Source organism: Streptococcus sanguinis, assembly GCF_003943655.1.
GTDB classification, from domain to species: Bacteria; Bacillota; Bacilli; order Lactobacillales; family Streptococcaceae; genus Streptococcus; species Streptococcus sanguinis_F.
On the sequence record NZ_RJMM01000013.1, the window covers coordinates 41115 to 61481 of the forward strand.

Consider the following 20367-nt stretch of genomic DNA (forward strand, 5'->3'; position numbering starts at 1 on the left):
AAAAAATAAGTAGGAGAAGTGATAATTATGGCAAAAACGATTCATACAGACAAAGCACCAGCAGCGATTGGACCTTATGTTCAAGGAAAAATTGTGGGCAATCTTTTATTTGCGAGCGGGCAGATTCCTTTGTCTCCTGAAACTGGAGAAATCATTGGGACAACTATTGAAGAGCAAACCCAGCAGGTACTGAAAAATGTTTCAGCCATTTTGGAAGCTGCTGGAACAGACTTTGACCATGTAGTCAAGGCTACTTGCTTCTTGAGCGATATCGATGATTTTGTGGCATTTAATGAAGTTTATAAAACAGCTTTTACAGAAGCATTTCCAGCTCGCTCGGCAGTAGAAGTGGCTCGCCTACCTAAGGATGTGAAGATTGAGATTGAGGTTATTGCCGAGATTCTCTAAAAAGTGCTGGAGAAAACAGCTTTTTGACGGATTCTATCTGATGAAAGGATTATTATGTCTGAGAAGAAAATTCAGCTTGTCATTGTGACTGGAATGAGCGGGGCGGGGAAAACCGTAGCCATCCAGTCCTTTGAAGACTTAGGTTATTTTACCATTGATAATATGCCGCCAACTCTGGTGCCGAAGTTCTTGCAGCTGGTCGAAGGGACTACTGACAATGATAAATTGGCTCTGGTTGTCGATATGCGCAGCCGTTCCTTCTTTATGCAAATCCAGCCTGTTTTGGATGAATTAGAGCAAAATGAGAACATTGATTTTAAGATTCTTTTCCTAGATGCGGCGGATAAGGAGTTAGTAGCTCGTTACAAGGAAACGCGTCGCAGCCATCCGCTTGCAGCTGATGGACGGATTTTAGATGGGATTAAACTGGAGCGCGAACTCTTAGCACCTCTGAAAAATCTTAGTCAGAATGTTGTGGACACAACAGATTTGACACCACGGGAGCTCAGAAAGACCATCTCTGAGCAATTCTCAAATCAGGACGAGATGCACAGTTTCCGCATTGAGGTCATGAGTTTTGGTTTCAAATATGGTCTGCCTTTGGATGCAGACTTGGTCTTTGATGTGCGCTTTCTGCCAAATCCCTACTATAAACCTGAGCTGCGCAATCAAACTGGCTTGGACAAGGATGTCTTTGATTATGTCATGAACCATGCCGAGTCAGAAGAATTTTACCAGCATCTGCTGGGCTTGATTGAGCCAATCTTGCCGGGCTATCAGAAGGAAGGCAAGTCTATCCTGACCATTGCAGTGGGCTGTACGGGCGGTCAGCACCGCAGTGTAGCCTTTGCTCAGCGTTTAGCAGATGATTTGGCTAAAAATTGGCCGGTCAATGCCAGTCACCGCGACAAAAACCGACGGAAAGAAACGGTGAACCGCTCATGAGAAAGCCAAGAATTACAGTCATCGGCGGTGGAACAGGGATTTCTGTTATTTTAGACAGCCTGCGTAAAAAAGACGTAGAGATTACAGCTATTGTCACAGTAGCAGATGATGGAGGCAGTTCTGGTGAGCTGAGGAAAAACATCCAGCAGCTGACACCGCCGGGTGATTTGCGAAATGTCTTAGTAGCCATGTCCGATATGCCAAAGTTCTATGAGAAGGTCTTCCAGTATCGCTTTGCAGAAGGAGACGGCGTTCTAGCGGGGCATCCTTTGGGCAATCTGATTATTGCCGGTATTTCCGAAATGCAGGGCTCAACCTATAATGCCATGCAGCTTTTGACCAAGTTCTTCCATACGACAGGAAAAATCTACCCTTCTAGCGATACCCCTCTAACTCTGCATGCTGTGTTTGCAGATGGGACGGAAGTTGTAGGTGAGAGCAATCTGACCAGCAAGAGCGGGATGATTGAGCGGGTTTATGTGACCAATACCTATGATGACAAGAAGCCTGCTGCCAGTAAAAAGGTAGTCGAGAGCATCTTAGAGAGCGATATGGTGGTTCTGGGACCGGGTTCTCTATTTACCTCTATCTTGCCTAATCTCGTTATCGAGGAAATTGGCCAGGCTCTTCTAGACACCAAAGCAGAAGTGGCCTATGTCTGCAATATCATGACCCAGCGCGGCGAAACAGAGCATTTTTCGGACAGCGACCACGTCCAAGTCCTGCACCGTCATTTAGGCAGGAATTTTGTAGATACAGTCTTGGTTAATATCGAACCTGTCCCTCATGAGTATATGGACAGTAACCAGTTTGACGAATATCTGGTACAGGTAGAGCATGATTTTCAGGGGTTACAAGAGCAGGTTCCGCGCGTTATTTCTTCGAACTTTCTTCGTTTGGAAAATGGCGGAGCTTTCCATGACGGCGAGCTAGTCGTTGACGAATTGATGCAGATTATACAGGTACGCAAATGAGTTTTACAGTAAAAGTAAAAGAAGAACTGCTGAGTCTGGCAAGCAGAGATAAAAATGAGCTGTCAGCCATGATCAAGATGTCTGGCAGTCTGGGCTTGGCCAGCAGTGGTTTGACCCTGTCTGTCACAACAGAAAATGCCAAGATTGCTCGCCATCTCTATGAGTTGCTGTCGGACCTTTATCAGGTCAAGTCAGAAATCCGCCACCATCAGAAGACCAATCTGCGCAAGAACCGTGTATACACAGTATTTCTGGATCAGAAAGTGGAAGAAATACTTTCGGACCTGCACTTGGCTGACTCCTTTTTTGGTATCGAGGCAGGGATTGACCAGGCCATTTTGTCAGATGACGAAGCCAGCCGAGCCTACCTACGGGGAGCCTTCCTCTCAAATGGCAGCATGCGGGAGCCTGACTCAGGTAAGTACCAGCTGGAAATCCTGTCCGTTTATCTGGATCATGCTGAGGATTTGGCTGCCTTGATGCGCCGTTTTCTGCTGGATGCCAAGACCATCGAGCGCAAGAAAGGAGCTGTTACTTATCTGCAGCGGGCTGAGGACATCATGGATTTTCTCATTGTCATCGGTGCTATGGAAGCCATGGCTGAGTTTGAATCTCTTAAGCTTATGCGGGAAGCGCGCAATGACCTCAATCGTGCCAATAATGCGGAGACAGCAAACATCGCTCGAACAGTCACAGCCAGTATGAAAACCATCAATAATATTGCCAAAATCAGCGATAATATTGGCATTGAGAGTCTACCTGTAGACCTGCAGGAGGTTGCCCAGCTTCGCATCCAGCATCCAGACTACTCCATCCAGCAGCTAGCTGATAGTCTGAGCCGGCCACTGACCAAGAGCGGAGTCAATCATCGCTTGAGAAAAATCAATAAAATCGCAGATGAATTATAAAAGCTGCTGAGCTTGAGCTCGGCAGCTGTTTTTTTATAGGCTTGTAGAATGTTTGGGTTGGACTTTTTGCTCAGGATAGATATGGTTAATGGCATTGTTGACAGCAGTAGGTGCCTCACCTAGCCCAGTCGCAATCAGGTCAATCTTCCCCTCGTAGCTGCAGCAGTCACCAGCTGCATAGATACCTGGCACAGAAGTTTCTTGCTTGCTATTGACCAAAATCTTGTGACGGTTGAGCTCCAGGCCCCAATTTTTAAGATTGCCGACAGAGGATTTAAAACCGTAGTTGACAAAGAGGTGATCCAGAGGCAGAAGCTGACTTTCCTCTCCCTTGACTTGGCTGATTTCCAAGTGGGTTATCTTGCCATTTTCGCCGACCAATCGACTCGGAACAAAAGGTGTCTTAATCTCAACGCTAGAAGCCTTGAGTTCTTCTACGCTATGCTCCAAAGCTCGGAAGTTGTCCCGACGATGAACCAGACTGGTGTCTGCAATTTTTTCAAAAGCTAGCGACCAGTCAACAGCCGAGTCGCCGCCGCCCAGAACAACCACCTTTTTCCCAGCGTACTGGCTGATGTTTGAAACATGATAGTGGAGGTTGCTGTAGCTTTCAGCATCGTCTAACTCCAAAGCTCTCGGTTTGAAGGCGCCACCTCCCATTGCGATGATGATGGTTTTGGTCTGATGCTGGGCTTGAGAAGTCGTGATGGTGAAGCCATCATCAGATTTAGTGATATCCAGAACTGTTTCATTGAGGCAAATCTCAGTCTGGAAAGTTTCCAGCTGCTCAATCAGACGCTGTGTCAGCTCTTCGCCACTTAGATTGGTAAAGCCCGGCACATCCAGAATCTTCTTCTCTGGATAGAGAATGGCTGGCTGACCGCCCAGTTGAGGCAGGGAATCAATGATTTTAACCTTGGCTTGGCGCAGATGGGCGTAAAAAGCTGCGAATAGGCCAACCGGACCGCCACCGACTATCGTAATATCATACAGTTCAGACATAATCTTCCTCAATCTTTTTAAAATAAACTAGCATTATTGTACCACAAAAGGGGGTTGAAATGTAAGCAAATGTTTTAAAGACATCTAAAAAGCCCCATTAGGGGCTTAAAATTAGATAGCAAATAAATCATTAAGGTTTTCAGCCAGCGTTGGGTGGGTGAAGATTTGCTTGCTCAAGTAGGTGTAAGGAATCTTATTATCCATGGCTACAGTCAGGATATTGATAATTTCCTGAGCTCCAGCTGAGAAGATAGTTGCCCCGACAATTTCCTTGGTTTCAGTGTTGACAACAGCCTTGAAAGCACCGCGTAAGTCAGCATTGACATGTCCACGAGGCATTGCTGCGACTGGAATCTCCTTCACTGCAATCGGCAGTCCTTGCTCTTGGGCTTCCTTTTCAGTCAATCCGATTTGAGCCAAAGGTGGTGTGATGAACATGCTGGTAGGGACGTTTTTACGGTCTTCCAGTGTGTAGCTGCCATCGCCAGCCAGATAGCTATAAAGGATACGGAAGTCATCCAGTGAAATATATGTGAACTGCAGACCGCCATTGACATCGCCCGCTGCAAATACGCCAGGTACAGATGTTTCCAAGTGCTTGTTGACCTTGATAGCTCCGCGCTCTGTCAGCTCGATATCTGTATTTTCCAACTGCAATGGCTCAACATTGGGCTTACGGCCGGTAGCATAGAGCAGGGCGTCAAAACGAAACTCTCCATCCTCTGTCACAACGACAACTTCATCACCATCATTTTTGACCTGTGTGGTGCGTACATTTTGTAAGAGCTGGATTCCGTCTTCTTCCATGTATTGCTTAGCTAGAGCAGCGATAGAAGGCTCAACTCGAGGGAGAAAGACAGGAGCAGCATCCAGCACAGTCACCTGACTGCCCAATTTGTTGTAGAGTCCAGCGAATTCTAGTCCGATGTTACCGCCGCCCAGAACTCCTAAACGTTTAGGAAGTTCCTTCAGATTTTGGATGCCAGTTGAGTCATATACGTGCTCGGTTTCAGTCAGTCCTGGAATTGGCAGGACATTGGAAACAGCACCAGTATTGATGACAATAGTTTCAGCAGTCAGTTCCTCTTTCTCATCGCCAGCTGTGATTTCGATGACTTTATTGGAAAGGAAATGAGCTTCCGCATCGATGATGTCAACACCAGCACCACTGATTGCTGCATAGTTCTTCCCGTTGAGACGGCTGGTTACAGCATTCTTTTCAGCCATGACTTGGTCGAAATCCAGGCCTTTTTCAGCTGCGACAAGCAGGGTCTTGGTTGGGATGCAGGCTATATTGATACAGGTTCCCCCGTACATAGCCTTGCTTCGCTCAATCAAAGCAACTTTTTTTCCTTGAGCCGCCATTTTGGCTGCCAATGTTTTACCGGCCTTCCCAAAGCCGATGACAATTAAATCATAGGTTAACATAATTTACCTCCATTTTTCAAAAAAGATTGTATCATATCTAGTCAGAAATTGCTGATTTCTGCTACGCTTTTTTTCTTCAGTATTTTTAGTCTTGTTTTTATACAGAATGTCCATTTTTGAGCAAGATTTTCGCAGTTCCAGTCAGTCTGTGTTATACTGAGTTTCGTTATATATTTTAGGGGGTTAAAATGTCTATTATTACACTTATTTTGGCAAGCTTGGTTGCCTTGGAATTTTTCTATATCCTCTACCTGGAGACCATTGCAACGACTTCTGCAGCGACAGCTCGGGTTTTCGGTATGTCACAAGAGGAGTTGGAGCAGCAGTCAGTCAATACTCTTTTCAAAAATCAAGGAGTATACAACGGGCTGATAGCTGTTTTAGTGCTGATTGCGGCCTTTGTGCAGTCTAGTCCGGTTTGGCTGGGAATTTTTATGCTTTATATTATCTTGGTAGCAGCTTACGGTGCAGTGACCAGTGATCCCAAAATCCTGTTCAAACAGGGAGGGCTGGCTATGCTGACCCTGCTTAGTTTATTTTTCTAAATATAGTGAGGAAAATTGATTTCCCACTCTTTTTTTATATAATGATTGACTTTTGTGTTAGACAAGTGTAGAATGAAATTAGAAATAGCATTAATTTAGAAAGCGCGTGGGAACGATGAAAAGATCTATTAAACGTTTGCCAGACGGGGAATTTACTATTTTAAAGGTAATTTGGCAGCTGCCTACCCCGACGACCTCTGCCCGTATCATGGAAAAGCTGGGACCAGACAATCACTGGAAGCCCCAGACTTTGCTGACAGTCTTGGCTCGCTTAACAGAAAAGGGCTTTTTAGAAAGTGTCCGCAAGGGGCGTGAAAGGCAGTATACAGTCTTGATCTCAGAAGATGAGTATCTGGAAGTTGAGGCTTCGGATTTCTTGAAGCGTCACAGCGGCCGTTCTATGGGCGGGTTTGTCAAAACACTCTTTTCTTCTAACTCCTTTTCGGAAAATGAATTGGATGAGCTGCGTAGTTTGCTCAACCAAGGAAAGTAGGATGGAGGGATAAGCATGAAACAATTCCTTCTTTCTTTTCTGCTGACCAGTTTGTCAACTTCCATTTTGGTGCTTTTGCTTAGTCTGCTTTTTATGGCCTTTAAGACTAAGATTTCGGTCAGAGTGAAGTATTTTATTTGGTTTCTGATATTGCTGAGTTTTCTGTTTCCGTTCCGTCCCCAATTTGGCTCAGGCCTGATTCGGCTGAATACAGGATCGGTAGTTCAGACAGCAGTGACTGCCACCCAGACAGGTGGAACGCAGGGCGCCTCTCAAACTGTTGAAAAGGCTGCCCAGACAAATCTGTGGGAGGCTTTTCTAAACCTGCCTTGGTTTGAAATTCTCTTTACCATCTGGCTGATTGGCTTTGTCTTTAGCATAGGAAGATACGCCTATTCTTATATTCGCTTCAGAAAGATGCTGAAGCGCTGGGGCACGGAGTTTCAGGACGAAGAAGCGATGGCTCAGCTGCGGGCTGTTCAGCAGGAGATGGGAGTTAAGGGCCGGATTCGTCTGCTCCACTATCCTATGTCCCAAAGTCCTATGCTGCTAGGTTTCAGAGATATTTTAATCGTGCTGCCAGAGTTGGACTACACAGAAGAAGAGCTGCAGCTGATTTTCAAGCATGAGCTGACTCACTATAAGCACCGCGATGTTTTAGTTAATCTTTTGGGAATTTTTGCCAAGAGTCTGCACTGGTTTAACCCGGTTGTCCGCTTTGCCTGCCGGGAAACCCAGGAAGCAGGAGAAATGTACTGTGACTACGATGTTCTGAGCAGTAGAGATACAGAGTATCGGACTTTCTACGGTGAAACGATTTTGACCATGATAGACCGCAGTAAGAAGACCCCAATTGCTCTGACGACCTGCTTTTACTCTGACAAGTTTAATCTCAAGCGGCGGATTGTTGGTATTATGGATAACCGCCTGCCTAAGAGGTTTCTGTCTGCTGCTTTTGTAGTGGCCGTTCCTCTCCTTTTGCTTTTGACTAGCTCGGTCTTTGCTCTAGAAAGTCCAGCTGCTCAACAAAGCAGACCTGTTGAAGGGCAAAAACAGTCTCAAGGGCTCAGTCAACGTCAGGCTCTAGCGTCCGTCTTAAAAGAGCTGTCTCTTTCTGAAAAAGATATTAAAGATTTACAAATTTCGCGTGAAAAAGATACCTATAACATTCGCTTCTCACACGGTCAAACAGCTCATGAAACCATTGTCAATGCTAAGGATGGAAAACTAATCCAATCCAAGCAGCATACCATTGTCGAAAAGACGGTAACGGTTGAAAAAGAAGTCAGTCCATCCTCGTCTGCTGCATCAACTCCAGCTGATAACAGCTCTACTGCAGGTACAGGAAATACGGGAGCAGCGGGCTCTACAGGGGCTAGTACAGCGACAGTTCAAACTCCGTCTCAGAACAGTTCCTCTCATACGACAGACACCGATGATTCGGAAGATGATGATGACCATGATGACGATTAAATAAAGGATTCTGCCAGTTTAAGTTTCTTAAAAGCTTAGACTGGTAGAATTTTATTATCTTCTCAAAGGGAGATTTAGAAATCCTCCAAGAGCAGTTAGTCATCAGTTTATCTTTATTTTAGGACGATTTTGCTTACAGTTTGCATTTCGTTTCCTAATGCTAAAAAAGCTGAAAGATTATTTATCTTTTTTCTTGACATTCACAAACGACAATTGTAGAATATATTTATAAACTACATTTGTAGAATGTTTTTGAAAAATACTGCTTGGAAGGGAGAAGAAAGTAAAGCTTATCCAGACGCTTGTAGGATGCAGAGCGGAAGCTCTATTTCTTTTAAAAGCATAAACTACATTTGTAGAATCAAAGGAGAATTCAAATGAAACAAAAGCAAATCCAAACAAATTTCCAACGAATCGAAACGAAGTATATTCTTGACCGGGCAATGCTAGCTCGTCTTGAAGCTGACATGAGACCTTACCTCACCGCAGATGATTATGCGACATCAACCATTTCCAATGTGTATTTTGATAATGATGAGTTCCAGATGATCCAGGATTCCATTGCTAGAAAAGGCGGTCGCGAAAAAATGCGGATGCGGACTTATGCTGAGCAGCCGAATGATGATAGTCAAGTTTTCTTGGAAATCAAGAAGAAACGGGATGAAGTAGGCTTTAAATACCGTTTGGTTTCGAATCCTCTCTCTGTGACCAACTATATTGTGAACGGTGTGGCAGACCATACTATTTCCGATGACCGGGTCAAGGCGGAAGTAGAGCAGTTGCAGGAGCGCTATATAGACTTGAAGCCAAAAATGGTGATTAGCTATGACCGCTACTCTATGAGAGGCTTGGAAGATAAAAAGGTACGTGTGACAGTTGATTCCAACATCCGTTATCGAGATTATGATGTAGACTTGGCTTTAGGCCGCTATGGACTGCCCTTGCTGGATGACGACAAGGTAATTATGGAAATCAAGGTTCCTGGTCAATATCCTCAGTGGTTGGCTGATATTCTAAATAAATACGGTCTTGAAGACCAGTCCTTCTCAAAATACGGCAATGCCTACCTGAAAACTAAAGAAAGGCTGACTCGAACAGTCAAGGCCTAAGGAGGTAGTCTATGATCAATCAGTTATTTAACAGTATCTACTCCTCTACGGAAGTCAAGATAAATCCTTTAGCATTGATTTTTTCACTAGCAACTAGTGTGGTTTTAGGAATTATCTTGGCCAAGGTCTATAAGCGCCAAACCATTTATACCAAGGAATTTGTCGTCACCCTCTCCCTTTTGCCAGCCATTATTTCCATTATCATCTTCTTGGTTAATGGAAATCTGGGTACGAGTGTCGCCGTAGCAGGGACTTTCAGCTTGATTCGCTTCCGGTCAGCTGCAGGTGGCTCCAAGGAGCTTCTAGCCATCTTTATGGCGACGGCTATCGGGATTACAACGGGGATGGGCTTTGTAGCACTGGGAATTGTTTTTACTCTAGCTATTTCAGGCATCTGGATGCTCTTTGAAAAGATGAGCTTTACTTCAGTCAGTCCGACCAGACGTTATGTCCAGGTTCAGGTTCCAGCTGACTTTGACTACGAAGTACTCTTTGATGCTATCTTTGAAACGACTTGTAAATCGGCTGAACTGACATCTCTCAAGTCGGCTGAAAAGAAGTCTATCAAGCTGGACTATGTTGTTGACTTGAATCCTGACATGAGCGACAGAGAGCTCATTCAGCAGTTCCTGTTCTATGATAAGGTGCAGGACATTTCCCTTTCCAAAGCTGCTAAGAAGCGTAAAACCCTCTAAGCAAAAGAAGACCAGCTGCAGCAGAGCAGTTGGTCTTCTTGTTTGTATCATAAAAAGGGGATACATCATACTTACAGAAAATACTTGACACTCTTTTCTATATGTGGTATGATTATATAGATTTTGGACTTGAAGGGAGTGAAAAAAATGTCAAAAACAGTAGTACGCAAGAATGAATCACTTGATGATGCACTTCGTCGTTTCAAACGTGCGGTTACTAAAGCTGGTACTCTTCAAGAAACACGCAAACGTGAATTCTATGAAAAACCTTCTGTAAAACGCAAACGCAAATCAGAAGCAGCTCGTAAACGTAAAAAATTCTAATTGAACAAAAAAGCAGACTCCGGTCTGTTTTTTGTTTTCACTCTTTGGAGAGAAGGGGATGATTGTGAGCAATAGGCAAGAAAAAAACACTGATTTTCATCAGTGAATTCTCTTTATTTTTTCTCAGCCAACAAAGCTTTGATTTCTTGCAGGACTTCCAATTCAGTTGGTCCAGCTGGCGCTTCTTCAGCTTCTTCCTTCTTCTTAGCAAGGCTTTGTGCTTTTTCAGCAGACTTAACGATGAAGAAGAGAACAGTACCGATTACCAAGAAGTTAATTACAGCGCTCAAGAAGTTACCATAGGCAATCCCGTTCCATTTCAGATCAGCAATTTGATTCAAGTGTGCAGCATCCAAAATTGGTTTGAGGAAGAGAGGAGTGATTACGTCAGTAATCAATGAAGTGACGATTGCTCCAAAAGCGTTGGCGATGATCACACCGACTGCCAAATCAATCACGTTCCCGCGCAGCAAGAATTCTTTAAGATCCTTTAACATTCTTTCTTTCCTTTCAAGAATTTATTAATGAGATTATATTATAGCTTATTTATATGACATCTACAAGATATTTGTTTGTCAAATATTTTACATTTGCTTCATTTTAGTATAAAATATAGAATGATATTCTATGATAAATTGGAGGTATTGTCTCTTGATTGATAAAGAAATCATTTCTGAAATTAAAAACAGCGTCAATATCGTCGATGTCATAGGAGAAACGGTGGCCTTGACCAAGGCTGGGCGGAATTTCCTGGGACTCTGTCCCTTTCATGGCGAAAAGACGCCCTCTTTTAACGTTGTAGAGGACAAGCAGTTTTATCACTGTTTTGGCTGCGGCAAGTCGGGCGATGTCTTCAAATTCATTGAGGATTATCGAGGCGTTTCCTTTATGGATGCTGTGCAGATTGTAGCAGATCGGGCAGGGATTCCCTTGGCTGTAGAGACAGCGGGCAATGACCGACTGAGACAAAGCCATCCGCACCAGGCTCTCTACGATATCCATACCGAGGCAGCGAAATTTTATCATGCGGTTCTGATGACGACCAAGATGGGAGAGGAAGCGCGGGCTTATCTCTACCAGCGGGGTCTGACAGATGATGTTCTTAAGCATTTTCAAATCGGCCTGGCTCCAAATGAAGGCAATTATCTTCATAAGAGTATGGCTGGAAAGTTTGATGAGAATACCATCATGAACTCGGGCCTCTTCAATCTGGCGGAGAATAATCTGGTCTATGATGCCTTTCAGAATCGGATTATGTTTCCCCTGACCAATGACAGTGGGCAGGTTGTGGCTTTTTCCGGACGGATTTGGCAGGCAGTGGCTACTGATGGCCATCAGGCCAAGTACAAAAACAGTCGCAGCACCGCTATTTTCAATAAAAGCTACGAGCTCTATCATCTGGATAAGGCCAAGCCGGTTATCAAGAAGAGCCATGAGGTTTATCTGATGGAGGGTTTCATGGATGTGATTGCGGCTTATCGGGCCGGAATTGAAAATGCGGTTGCCTCGATGGGAACAGCTCTGACGCCTGAGCATGTTCAGCATCTGAGCAAGTATTGCAAGAAGATTATCCTGTCTTACGATGGAGATCGGGCAGGGCAGGCAGCGACTGCTAAGGCTTTGGATGAGCTGGGAGATATGACGGTGGAAATTGTTCGGATTCCGGATAATTTGGATCCGGATGAGTTTCTCGCTAAAAATTCTGAGGAAGATTTGCAGCATTTACTGAGCAAAACGCGAATAAGTAATGTGGAGTTTCTGCTGCATCATCTGAAACCAGATAATATTGAAAATCTACAGGCTCAGATTGAGTTTGTAGAGAAGATGGCACCGATTATTGCGAAGACCAAGTCCATCACAGCTCAGAACTCCTATATTTACATGCTGGCTGAGCTGCTGCCTGACTTTGACTATCAGCAGGTGGAGCAGACGGTAAATAACAGCCGACTGGCTGAGCGCTCTAGTCGCAGTCAGGAGGCGCCCACTCAGCAGTCTCAACCAGTCGTTATGCAGTTTTCGCCTTCGAACCGGCTGAATCGTCTCATGAGGGCGGAAAATCATATCTTCCACCGCATGATACATCATCCTTTGATATTGAACCAATATAGGTTAAGAGAAGACTTTGTCTTTGACTCGGAGGACTTGCAGGCCTTGTATGAGATTTTGCTGGCAAATGGTGAGGTGACACCGCAGGACTTGTCCCAGCTGCCAGATCATGTCCAGCAGGCTTGGTACCGCGTTTTAGAAGAAGACTTGCCTGATGAGGTTTTGGAAGATGAATTGAAAGAAGTGGAAGAAACAAGAGAGCGGGAGATTTTGCGCAAGCATAATCAGTTTATTAGTAAGAAGATTCGAGAAGCCTCTCACAGCGGAGATACGGATACAGCCCTGTCCGAGTTGGAGCGCTTGATTGAGCAAAAAAGAAGAATGGAGTAGGAATGGCTACAAAACAAAAAGAAGTAACAACATTAGACGTTCAAATTGCAGAATTTATCCGTAACCACAAGCAGACAGGAGTTGCGACAGATGATGAAATCAATGACCAACTGGTCATTCCTTTCACTTTGGACGCCGATGGGATTGAGGATTTGCTGCAGCGTATCCAGGATGCTGGCATCTCAATTACAGATAAGGAAGGAAATCCCAGCGCGCGCGTCTTGAATACTGAAGAGGAAGAAGCGGAGCTGACGGATGAAGAGCTCTTGGGCAGCAATTCAGCCAAGGTTAATGACCCAGTCCGCATGTATCTGAAAGAAATTGGGGTTGTGCCCCTTCTCAGCAATGAAGAAGAGCAGGAGCTGGCTATCTTGGTAGAACAGGGAGACTTGGAAGCCAAGCAGCGTCTGGCTGAGGCCAACCTTCGTCTGGTTGTTTCCATTGCTAAGCGCTATGTCGGCCGTGGCATGCAGTTCCTTGACTTGATTCAAGAAGGAAATATGGGGTTGATGAAGGCTGTTGATAAGTTTGACTACACCAAAGGATTTAAGTTCTCAACTTATGCGACTTGGTGGATTCGTCAAGCCATTACCCGTGCGATTGCTGACCAAGCTCGGACTATTCGGATTCCGGTCCATATGGTGGAAACCATTAACAAGCTGGTCCGCGAGCAACGTAATCTCTTGCAGGAATTAGGGCAAGACCCAACACCAGAGCAAATCGCTGAGCGGATGGATATGACACCTGACAAGGTTCGTGAGATTCTCAAGATTGCTCAAGAGCCAGTATCCTTGGAAACACCTATCGGTGAGGAAGATGACAGTCATCTGGGAGACTTTATCGAAGACGAAGTGATTGAAAATCCAGTTGACTATACAACTCGTGTCGTTCTTCGTGAGCAGCTGGATGAGGTCTTGGATACGCTGACAGACCGCGAGGAAAACGTCTTGCGTCTGCGCTTTGGTCTGGACGATGGAAAAATGCGGACACTGGAAGATGTCGGCAAGGTCTTCAATGTCACTCGCGAGCGGATTCGCCAGATTGAAGCCAAGGCCCTGCGTAAACTCCGCCATCCAAGCCGCAGCAAACCACTCAGAGATTTTATCGAAGATTAAGAAATGAAAAGCAGCGTGGGGGCAGAGCAGGGAAGCGTCAAGTCGGCAGTCCTAGCTGAAAGCAAAAGCCCCCTCGAGCTAACTTGAAATTTCTGCTATATCTATAAGGAGGATATTGCATGTCAGAACAAAAATACAGCCCTGAAGAAGTTGAAAAAATCAAAACGCGTATTTTAGAGAGCTTGGAGCAGGTCATCGACCCAGAGTTGGGGATTGATATTGTTAATCTAGGTCTAATCTATGAAATCCGTTTTGACGAGACCAATGGGGAAACGGAAATCGATATGACACTAACAACCATGGGATGCCCTCTGGCGGATCTTCTGACTGACCAAATCTATGATGCTATGTCAGATGTTCCAGAGGTTACCAAGACGGATGTTAAGTTGGTTTGGTACCCAGCTTGGACGGTGGAAAAGATGAGCCGTTATGCTCGGATTGCTTTGGGGATTCGCTAAGAACTTATAGTAAGTACTAGCCTGCTGCGTGCAGGCTTTTGCTTTTTTTAGTAGATTCTGTTATAATGTTCCTATTGTCTTGGGGTCGTTACGGATTCGACAGGCATTATGAGGCACATTTTGCAACCCATCTAGCGGATGTAAAACGCCAGTTAAATATAACTGCAAAAAATAACAATTCTTACGCTGTAGCTGCCTAAAAACCAGCCAGCGTGACCCGATTCGGATTGCTTGTGTCTGATGATAGGTCTTATTATGAGCAAGCTACGGCAAAATCTGGTCTAGGGATTTTGTAAGAGAATTATAGACTCGCTTGACTTGGGCTTGAGCTATGTGTCAAAGTTAAGTTAAATCAATACATAGCCTATGGTTGTAGACAAATGTGTTAGCAGGTGTTTGGACGTGGGTTCGACTCCCACCGGCTCCATTATTTTAAAGTCTTTCTAAAACGTTGAGAAATCAGCGTTTTTTGCTTTTACGATGTTCAGGAAATCTTGATTTCTATCTGAAAAAGTAATACAATGATGTTAGTGATGACAAAGGAAATATTTGTATTTCTATTGGGTTGATTTCATAAGTATTAAGGGAAGTTGGATATGAGTTTTTTTAAGAATCTGTTTGGTAAGAAACAAGAGCAAGAGGAAGAGAAAGTAGAAAAGGTGGAAGAATCAGCAGTGCTTGATATGCCTTCTGAAGATCCTTTTCCGAGTGAGTGGGGATCTTTCTCGACCTATATAGATGACAAGTTGGCTAGTATCCGTCTGAATCTAGCTCTTGCTGATGAGGCACCCTATCCTCTATACGCCTATGCTATGAGGCTTAAGATTTCGCTCCTCCAGTACGATGGGGAGACAGGTTTTCCATCTAGCAGCGAGTTTGAAGAGCTGAATGTGATTGAGGATCGGCTTTCTGAGGCTTTAGGGCAAGTCGGTGGCATTCATGTTGGTGTGATTACAACAGATGGAAATATTGAGTTTTATTACTATTTGCAAGACAAGAAAAGCCATCTGGAGCCAATTGCCGAAGTGATGCGCGACTTTCCAGACCGCCGCTATGACTCGGCAACCCTGGAAGACGAGGAATGGAATCAGTACTTTGATTTTCTCTATCCTAATGAATACGAGTATCAGACCATTCTCAACCAGCGGGTCTGGTACCAGCTGGAGCAGGACGGCGATGACCATAGTCAGGAGCGCGAGATTGACCATTGGGCCTATTTCGCGTCAGAGGAAGACCGAGATGGTTTCCTAAAGGAAGTCGAAGAACTGGGTTATAGCCTCGTATCGGCTGAAAAGATAGAAGATGCTGACAAACCATATCAGCTGCATGTGATTCGTATGGATACGACAGAAATCTTTGATTTGAACCAGAATGTTTGGACTTTGGTTGAATTTGTGAAAAAATTTAACGGAAACTATGGCGGTTGGGGCTGTAATGTGGTATAATGGTTAAAGTTTTGAGAAAGCTGGGCTTTCTCTTTTGTGGAAGATTACTCAAGAGGCTTAAGAGGCTGTGTTGGAAACGCAGTAGGCGTGTAAAAGCGTGCGTGGGTTCGAATCCCATGTCTTCCGTCATAAGTTGCAAGAAACGCTGTTTGGCGTTTTTTCTATTTGAAAAATGTTATGAAAGAAAGGCGATTCTTTTTGAAAATGAGTTTTTTGGAAATGCTTGAAAACAATTTCAGCAAAAAAAATAAGTAAATTATTGTTCATTTTATATAATAGTGTGGTAAAATGGGATTAATGGATTTTTAAAAAGGATATAAATTAAAGGGAGAATTATGTTTTTTAAACGTCAAAAAGGTAAGTACCACGAAGTAGAGCGTGTGACTCGTTTTAAGCTGATTAAATCGGGTAAGCATTGGCTGCGTGCTGCGACATCACAGTTCGGCCTTTTTAGATCAATGAAGGGGGGAGGCCTTTCATCGATCGAGCTTAAGGTAACGGAAGAACAAGTTACCGATAAAAAGAGCGGCATAGACTTTTTGAGGGGCATTGTCGCCACGGGAGCCGTGCTGGGTGGAGCTGTTGTGACAAGCACAACTGTCCATGCAGAAGAAGGTCAGGCTCTGGAAAAGGTCATTGACACGACAGACGTTTTAGCGACACGTGGTGAAACAGTTTTAGGAGAAGAAAGCAGTGCTGCTGAAGCAGCAACCGCAACGGCAAGCTCACATACTGAGTCAGAGTCTGTATCAGATACATCTTCAGCCAGTGCCAGTGCTTCTGTCAGTGCATCTATCTCAGCCAGCATCTCAGCTTCAGAGTCAATGTCACAGTCTAGCTCTGCTTCTATCAGTGCCAGCACATCTCAAGCAGTCTCAGATTCCTTAAGTGTATCTGAGTCTCTTTCAGTGTCTTCAAGTACATCTGATTCGATTAGTGCATCTCAGCCAGCATCTACCTCAGCTAGCTCCAAGTCAGAATCTACTGTAAATAGTCAAAGCGCATCATCTGAAACCAACAGATCTTCGACTAATAATGGTTCAAACAATGCCTCAAGTGAAACGGCTCGTGTTCGGAAACGTCGTGATGTGGCAAATGCTGTTGATACAGAGAGACCTGTCGTTGATTTTCCAGGGGAAATAACTGTTTATCGTGGTGAAAGTTTCGAATTTATTGCGACAGCGACAGATAATTCTAATGCTTTCGATATCGATAAGACGTATGTTCGTTGGTATAACGGTACTGATTCTGGTAAGGGAACTGAATGGATTCAAAAAACTGTCACTCAAGAAGGTAATCAGCTAAAGATTCAAGTTCATGGAAATGTTCCAGTAAATACAGTTATTGGTGACTATACTCGTTATGTTATGGTTACTGATGCAGCAGGGAACCAAAACGTTTCTAATGAGGAATTTTCAGCTGCTGTTGCAAACAAGGACAGAATTCTTAATGGTCAGTTTAGGATTGTCATTCGATACAGACCAAATCTTCCGGAGAATACTGTATTAGTCAACAACCCAAATCAATTATCAGAAACTGAAAAAAATCAGGTCAGAGAAGCAATTAAGCAGAGTAATCCAAACTTAAGACCACAAGATGTTGCAGGTAACAATTTAAATACTGCTATTTCCGTCTCTAATAATGGTACGACTACTATAACATTCAGAGATAGGCGGACGGCTACTGTTGAGGGCAATAAGTTGGTAGATACAAGAGAAGGAAGTACTTCCAAATCTGCAAGCACCTCCGCATCCGTCAGTGCCTCTACCTCAACAATCGAATCTATTGCGGAAAGTAAGTCAGCTTCTGCTAGTGCCTCAACTTCAGCAAGCAGTTCCGCCTCTACAAGTGCTTCTGTATCAATTAAGACCTCAGCGTCCACGAGTGCATCAGTAAGTGCAAGTACGTCTGCATCGACAAGTGCTTCAGTGAGCGCAAGTACGTCTGCGTCCACGAGTGCTTCAGTATCAGCAAGCACATCCGCATCAACCAGTGCATCAGTTTCAGCAAGTACGTCAGCCTCAACAAGTGCATCAGTTTCAGCCAGCACTTCAGCGTCGACAAGTGCGTCCGTGAGCGCCAGCACGTCCGCCTCGACAAGTGCATCTGTAAGCGCAAGTACGTCAGCCTCAACGAGCGCGTCAGTGTCAGCAAGCACGTCCGCTTCAACGAGCGCGTCAGTAAGTGCAAGTACGTCAGCGTCTACTAGCGCGTCAGTGAGCGCAAGTACGTCAGCCTCAACAAGTGCCTCAGTATCAGCCAGCACGTCTGCCTCGACGAGTGCGTCTGTAAGTGCAAGTACGTCCGCGTCCACTAGCGCGTCCGTATCAGCAAGTATATCAGCGTCGACAAGTGCGTCCGTTTCAGCAAGCACGTCCGCGTCGACAAGTGCATCAGTGAGTGCAAGTACGTCAGCCTCAACGAGTGCATCAGTATCAGCCAGCACATCCGCATCGACGAGTGCATCAGTGAGCGCAAGTACGTCCGCGTCCACAAGTGCATCCGTGAGCGCAAGCACGTCCGCATCGACGAGTGCATCAGTAAGTGCAAGTACCTCCGCATCGACCAGCGCATCAGTTTCAGCAAGCACCTCAGCGTCCACCAGCGCCTCAGTTTCAGCAAGCACCTCAGCGTCCACGAGCGCATCCGTATCCGCAAGTACGTCCGCGTCAACGAGTGCGTCCGTAAGTGCCAGCACGTCTGCCTCAACGAGTGCATCCGTATCCGCAAGTACGTCTGCATCCACGAGTGCATCTGTATCAGCAAGTACGTCTGCCTCAACGAGTGCATCTGTATCAGCAAGTACGTCTGCATCGACCAGCGCGTCAGTAAGCGCAAGCACATCGGCTTCAACAAGTGCCTCTGTTTCTGCAAGTACCTCAGCCTCGACCAGCGCGTCAGTAAGTGCAAGTACGTCCGCTTCAACGAGCGCATCAGTGAGCGCAAGTACCTCAGCGTCCACGAGCGCCTCAGTAAGCGCAAGCACCTCAGCGTCCACGAGTGCGTCCGTTTCAGCAAGTACGTCTGCATCCACGAGTGCATCAGTAAGTGCAAGTACATCCGCGTCGACAAGTGCGTCAGTTTCAGCAAGTACGTCCGCGTCGACAAGTGCATCAGTAAGTGCAAGTANGTCCGCATCGACAAGTGCATCCGTGAGCGCAAGTACGTCCGCGTCGACGAGTGCATCAGTAAGTGCAAGTACGTCCGCGTCGACGAGTGCATCAGTAAGTGCAAGTACCTCAGCGTCCACGAGCGCGTCAGTAAGTGCAAGTACGTCCGCGTCGACAAGTGCATCCGTATCTGCAAGCACGTCAGCCTCAACAAGTGCATCCGTTTCAGCAAGTACCTCCGCGTCAACGAGCGCGTCAGTAAGTGCAAGTACCTCAGCTTCAACAAGTGCGTCCGTTTCAGCAAGTACGTCTGCTTCAACGAGTGCATCAGTAAGTGCAAGTACCTCCGCGTCGACAAGTGCGTCCGTTTCAGCAAGTACCTCAGCTTCAACAAGTGCATCAGTATCCGCAAGTACATCTGCTTCAACAAGTGCATCAGTAAGTGCAAGTACGTCCGCGTCTACTAGCGCGTCTGTGTCTGCAAGCACATCCGCTTCAACGAGCGCCTCAGTAAGCGCAAGTACGTCTGCTTCAACGAGTGCGTCAGTAAGTGCCAGCACGTCCGCGTCAACCAGTGCGTCCGTTTCAGCAAGTACCTCAGCATCGACGAGTGCATCCGTAAGTGCAAGTACGTCTGCGTCTACCAGCGCATCAGTAAGCGCAAGTACCTCAGCCTCCACGAGTGCATCAGTAAGTGCAAGTACGTCTGCTTCAACGAGTGCATCCGTAAGTGCAAGTACGTCCGCGTCGACAAGTGCGTCAGTTTCAGCAAGCACATCCGCTTCAACGAGTGCGTCAGTAAGTGCCAGCACGTCCGCGTCAACCAGTGCGTCCGTTTCAGCAAGTACCTCAGCATCGACGAGTGCATCCGTTTCAGCAAGTACCTCAGCTTCAACAAGTGCATCAGTATCCGCAAGTACATCTGCTTCAACAAGTGCATCAGTAAGTGCAAGTACGTCCGCGTCTACTAGCGCGTCTGTGTCTGCAAGCACATCCGCTTCAACGAGCGCCTCAGTAAGCGCAAGTACGTCTGCTTCAACGAGTGCGTCAGTAAGTGCCAGCACGTCCGCGTCGACTAGCGCGTCAGTAAGTGCAAGTACGTCCGCATCGACCAGCGCGTCTGTGTCTGCAAGTACGTCCGCATCGACTAGCGCTTCAGTATCAGCAAGTACATCAGCGTCCACAAGTGCCTCTGTCTCAGCAAGTACGTCAGCGTCCACAAGTGCGTCAGTGTCTGCCAGCACATCAGCGTCTACCAGCGCATCTGTATCTGCAAGTGAATCTGCGTCAACCAGTGCGTCAGTATCTGCAAGTACGTCAGCTTCAACGAGCGCGTCTACAAGTGCAAGCACGTCTGCGTCGACTAGCGCGTCAGTAAGTGCAAGTACGTCCGCATCGACCAGCGCGTCTGTGTCTGCAAGTACGTCAGCGTCGACGAGTGCATCTGTATCTGCAAGCACATCCGCTTCCACAAGCGCGTCAGTATCTGCAAGTACGTC

General features: G+C 45.8%; 18 protein-coding genes, 1 tRNA gene, 1 other RNA gene and 3 pseudogenes. 19 read left to right on the plus strand and 4 right to left on the minus strand.

From position 1 onward, the window contains the following. Positions 1–27: 27 nt before the first annotated feature. The 4 genes from D8886_RS06815 to whiA are packed head-to-tail and all read left to right on the plus strand — an operon-like array spanning position 28 to position 3235. Complete coding sequence (locus D8886_RS06815; RefSeq protein WP_002902733.1) at positions 28–408, plus strand: RidA family protein; 381 nt, start codon at positions 28–30, stop codon at positions 406–408. Positions 409–462: 54 nt separating this feature from the next. Then, positions 463–1353 (plus strand): RNase adapter RapZ, encoded by an 891-nt coding sequence (rapZ, locus tag D8886_RS06820; protein ID WP_002902734.1) that lies wholly within the window; start codon positions 463–465, stop codon positions 1351–1353. After that, positions 1350–2327: a YvcK family protein gene (locus D8886_RS06825; protein WP_125348477.1), complete on the plus strand. Its 978-nt coding sequence runs from the start codon at positions 1350–1352 to the stop codon at positions 2325–2327. Before rapZ ends, D8886_RS06825 begins: the two co-directional genes overlap by 4 nt. After that, positions 2324–3235 (plus strand): DNA-binding protein WhiA, encoded by a 912-nt coding sequence (whiA, locus tag D8886_RS06830; protein ID WP_002912116.1) that lies wholly within the window; start codon positions 2324–2326, stop codon positions 3233–3235. The genes D8886_RS06825 and whiA overlap by 4 nt, the downstream gene beginning before the upstream one ends. A 33-nt stretch (positions 3236–3268) precedes the next feature. On the opposite strand, the gene D8886_RS06835 is transcribed toward whiA, so the two are convergent. Both D8886_RS06835 and D8886_RS06840 read right to left on the minus strand, forming a co-directional pair. After that, positions 3269–4237 carry an NAD(P)/FAD-dependent oxidoreductase gene (locus D8886_RS06835; RefSeq protein ID WP_002912117.1) on the minus strand — a complete coding sequence of 323 codons (969 nt, stop codon included), beginning with the start codon at positions 4235–4237 and terminating at the stop codon, positions 3269–3271. Between the two features lie 111 nt (positions 4238–4348). Continuing rightward, positions 4349–5665 (minus strand): FAD-containing oxidoreductase, encoded by a 1317-nt coding sequence (locus tag D8886_RS06840; RefSeq protein WP_002912118.1) that lies wholly within the window; start codon positions 5663–5665, stop codon positions 4349–4351. 188 nt (positions 5666–5853) lie between these two features. Between D8886_RS06840 and D8886_RS06845 the strand changes: the two genes are divergently transcribed. The 6 genes from D8886_RS06845 (at position 5854) to rpsU (ending at position 10304) form a co-directional block, all read left to right on the plus strand. Next, the gene (locus D8886_RS06845; RefSeq protein ID WP_002912119.1) at positions 5854–6210 is read left to right on the plus strand and encodes a DUF1304 domain-containing protein; all 357 of its coding nucleotides are present in this window, start codon (positions 5854–5856) and stop codon (positions 6208–6210) included. A gap of 115 nt (positions 6211–6325) precedes the next feature. Further along, positions 6326–6703 (plus strand): BlaI/MecI/CopY family transcriptional regulator, encoded by a 378-nt coding sequence (locus tag D8886_RS06850; RefSeq protein ID WP_002912120.1) that lies wholly within the window; start codon positions 6326–6328, stop codon positions 6701–6703. A gap of 15 nt (positions 6704–6718) precedes the next feature. After that, positions 6719–8176, plus strand: coding sequence for a M56 family metallopeptidase (locus tag D8886_RS06855; protein WP_002912122.1), 1458 nt, complete (start codon positions 6719–6721; stop codon positions 8174–8176). 377 nt (positions 8177–8553) lie between these two features. Then, entirely contained in the window at positions 8554–9285 is a 732-nt protein-coding gene (locus D8886_RS06860) for a polyphosphate polymerase domain-containing protein (RefSeq protein ID WP_125357078.1), read from the plus strand. Between the two features lie 11 nt (positions 9286–9296). After that, complete coding sequence (locus D8886_RS06865) at positions 9297–9980, plus strand: DUF4956 domain-containing protein (protein ID WP_125357077.1); 684 nt, start codon at positions 9297–9299, stop codon at positions 9978–9980. A 147-nt stretch (positions 9981–10127) separates the two neighbouring features. Continuing rightward, positions 10128–10304: a 30S ribosomal protein S21 gene (rpsU, locus tag D8886_RS06870; protein ID WP_000048054.1), complete on the plus strand. Its 177-nt coding sequence runs from the start codon at positions 10128–10130 to the stop codon at positions 10302–10304. A gap of 113 nt (positions 10305–10417) precedes the next feature. Here the strand turns inward: rpsU and mscL are convergent, their stop codons facing one another. Then, entirely contained in the window at positions 10418–10801 is a 384-nt protein-coding gene (mscL, locus tag D8886_RS06875) for a large conductance mechanosensitive channel protein MscL (RefSeq protein ID WP_002913711.1), read from the minus strand. A 154-nt stretch (positions 10802–10955) separates the two neighbouring features. On the opposite strand from mscL, the gene dnaG reads away from it, so the two are divergent. The 7 genes and pseudogenes from dnaG to D8886_RS11950 all read left to right on the plus strand — a co-directional run. Further along, entirely contained in the window at positions 10956–12740 is a 1785-nt protein-coding gene (gene dnaG / locus D8886_RS06880) for a DNA primase (protein ID WP_312023310.1), read from the plus strand. Positions 12741–12742: 2 nt separating this feature from the next. After that, entirely contained in the window at positions 12743–13855 is a 1113-nt protein-coding gene (rpoD, locus tag D8886_RS06885) for an RNA polymerase sigma factor RpoD (protein ID WP_002895944.1), read from the plus strand. 119 nt (positions 13856–13974) lie between these two features. Continuing rightward, positions 13975–14313, plus strand: a complete 339-nt coding sequence (locus D8886_RS06890; RefSeq protein ID WP_002897870.1) for a metal-sulfur cluster assembly factor — start codon at positions 13975–13977, stop codon at positions 14311–14313. Between the two features lie 81 nt (positions 14314–14394). Continuing rightward, positions 14395–14743: a transfer-messenger RNA gene (gene ssrA / locus D8886_RS06895) on the plus strand. Positions 14744–14909: 166 nt separating this feature from the next. Continuing rightward, complete coding sequence (locus tag D8886_RS06900) at positions 14910–15758, plus strand: DUF695 domain-containing protein (protein WP_125434751.1); 849 nt, start codon at positions 14910–14912, stop codon at positions 15756–15758. Positions 15759–15796: 38 nt separating this feature from the next. After that, positions 15797–15884, plus strand: a tRNA-Ser gene (locus tag D8886_RS06905). Between the two features lie 209 nt (positions 15885–16093). Then, positions 16094–16333 (plus strand): annotated as a pseudogene (locus D8886_RS11950) (accessory Sec-dependent serine-rich glycoprotein adhesin); the annotation flags it as partial. Between the two features lie 41 nt (positions 16334–16374). On the opposite strand, the gene D8886_RS11955 reads toward D8886_RS11950, so the two are convergent. Beyond that, positions 16375–16620: a hypothetical protein gene (locus D8886_RS11955; RefSeq protein WP_032909516.1), complete on the minus strand. Its 246-nt coding sequence runs from the start codon at positions 16618–16620 to the stop codon at positions 16375–16377. A 505-nt stretch (positions 16621–17125) separates the two neighbouring features. Between D8886_RS11955 and D8886_RS11960 the strand changes: the two are divergent. After that, positions 17126–17428: pseudogene (locus D8886_RS11960) on the plus strand (hypothetical protein); the annotation flags it as partial. A 1800-nt stretch (positions 17429–19228) separates the two neighbouring features. After that, a pseudogene (locus D8886_RS11965) lies at positions 19229–20367 on the plus strand (hypothetical protein); the annotation flags it as partial.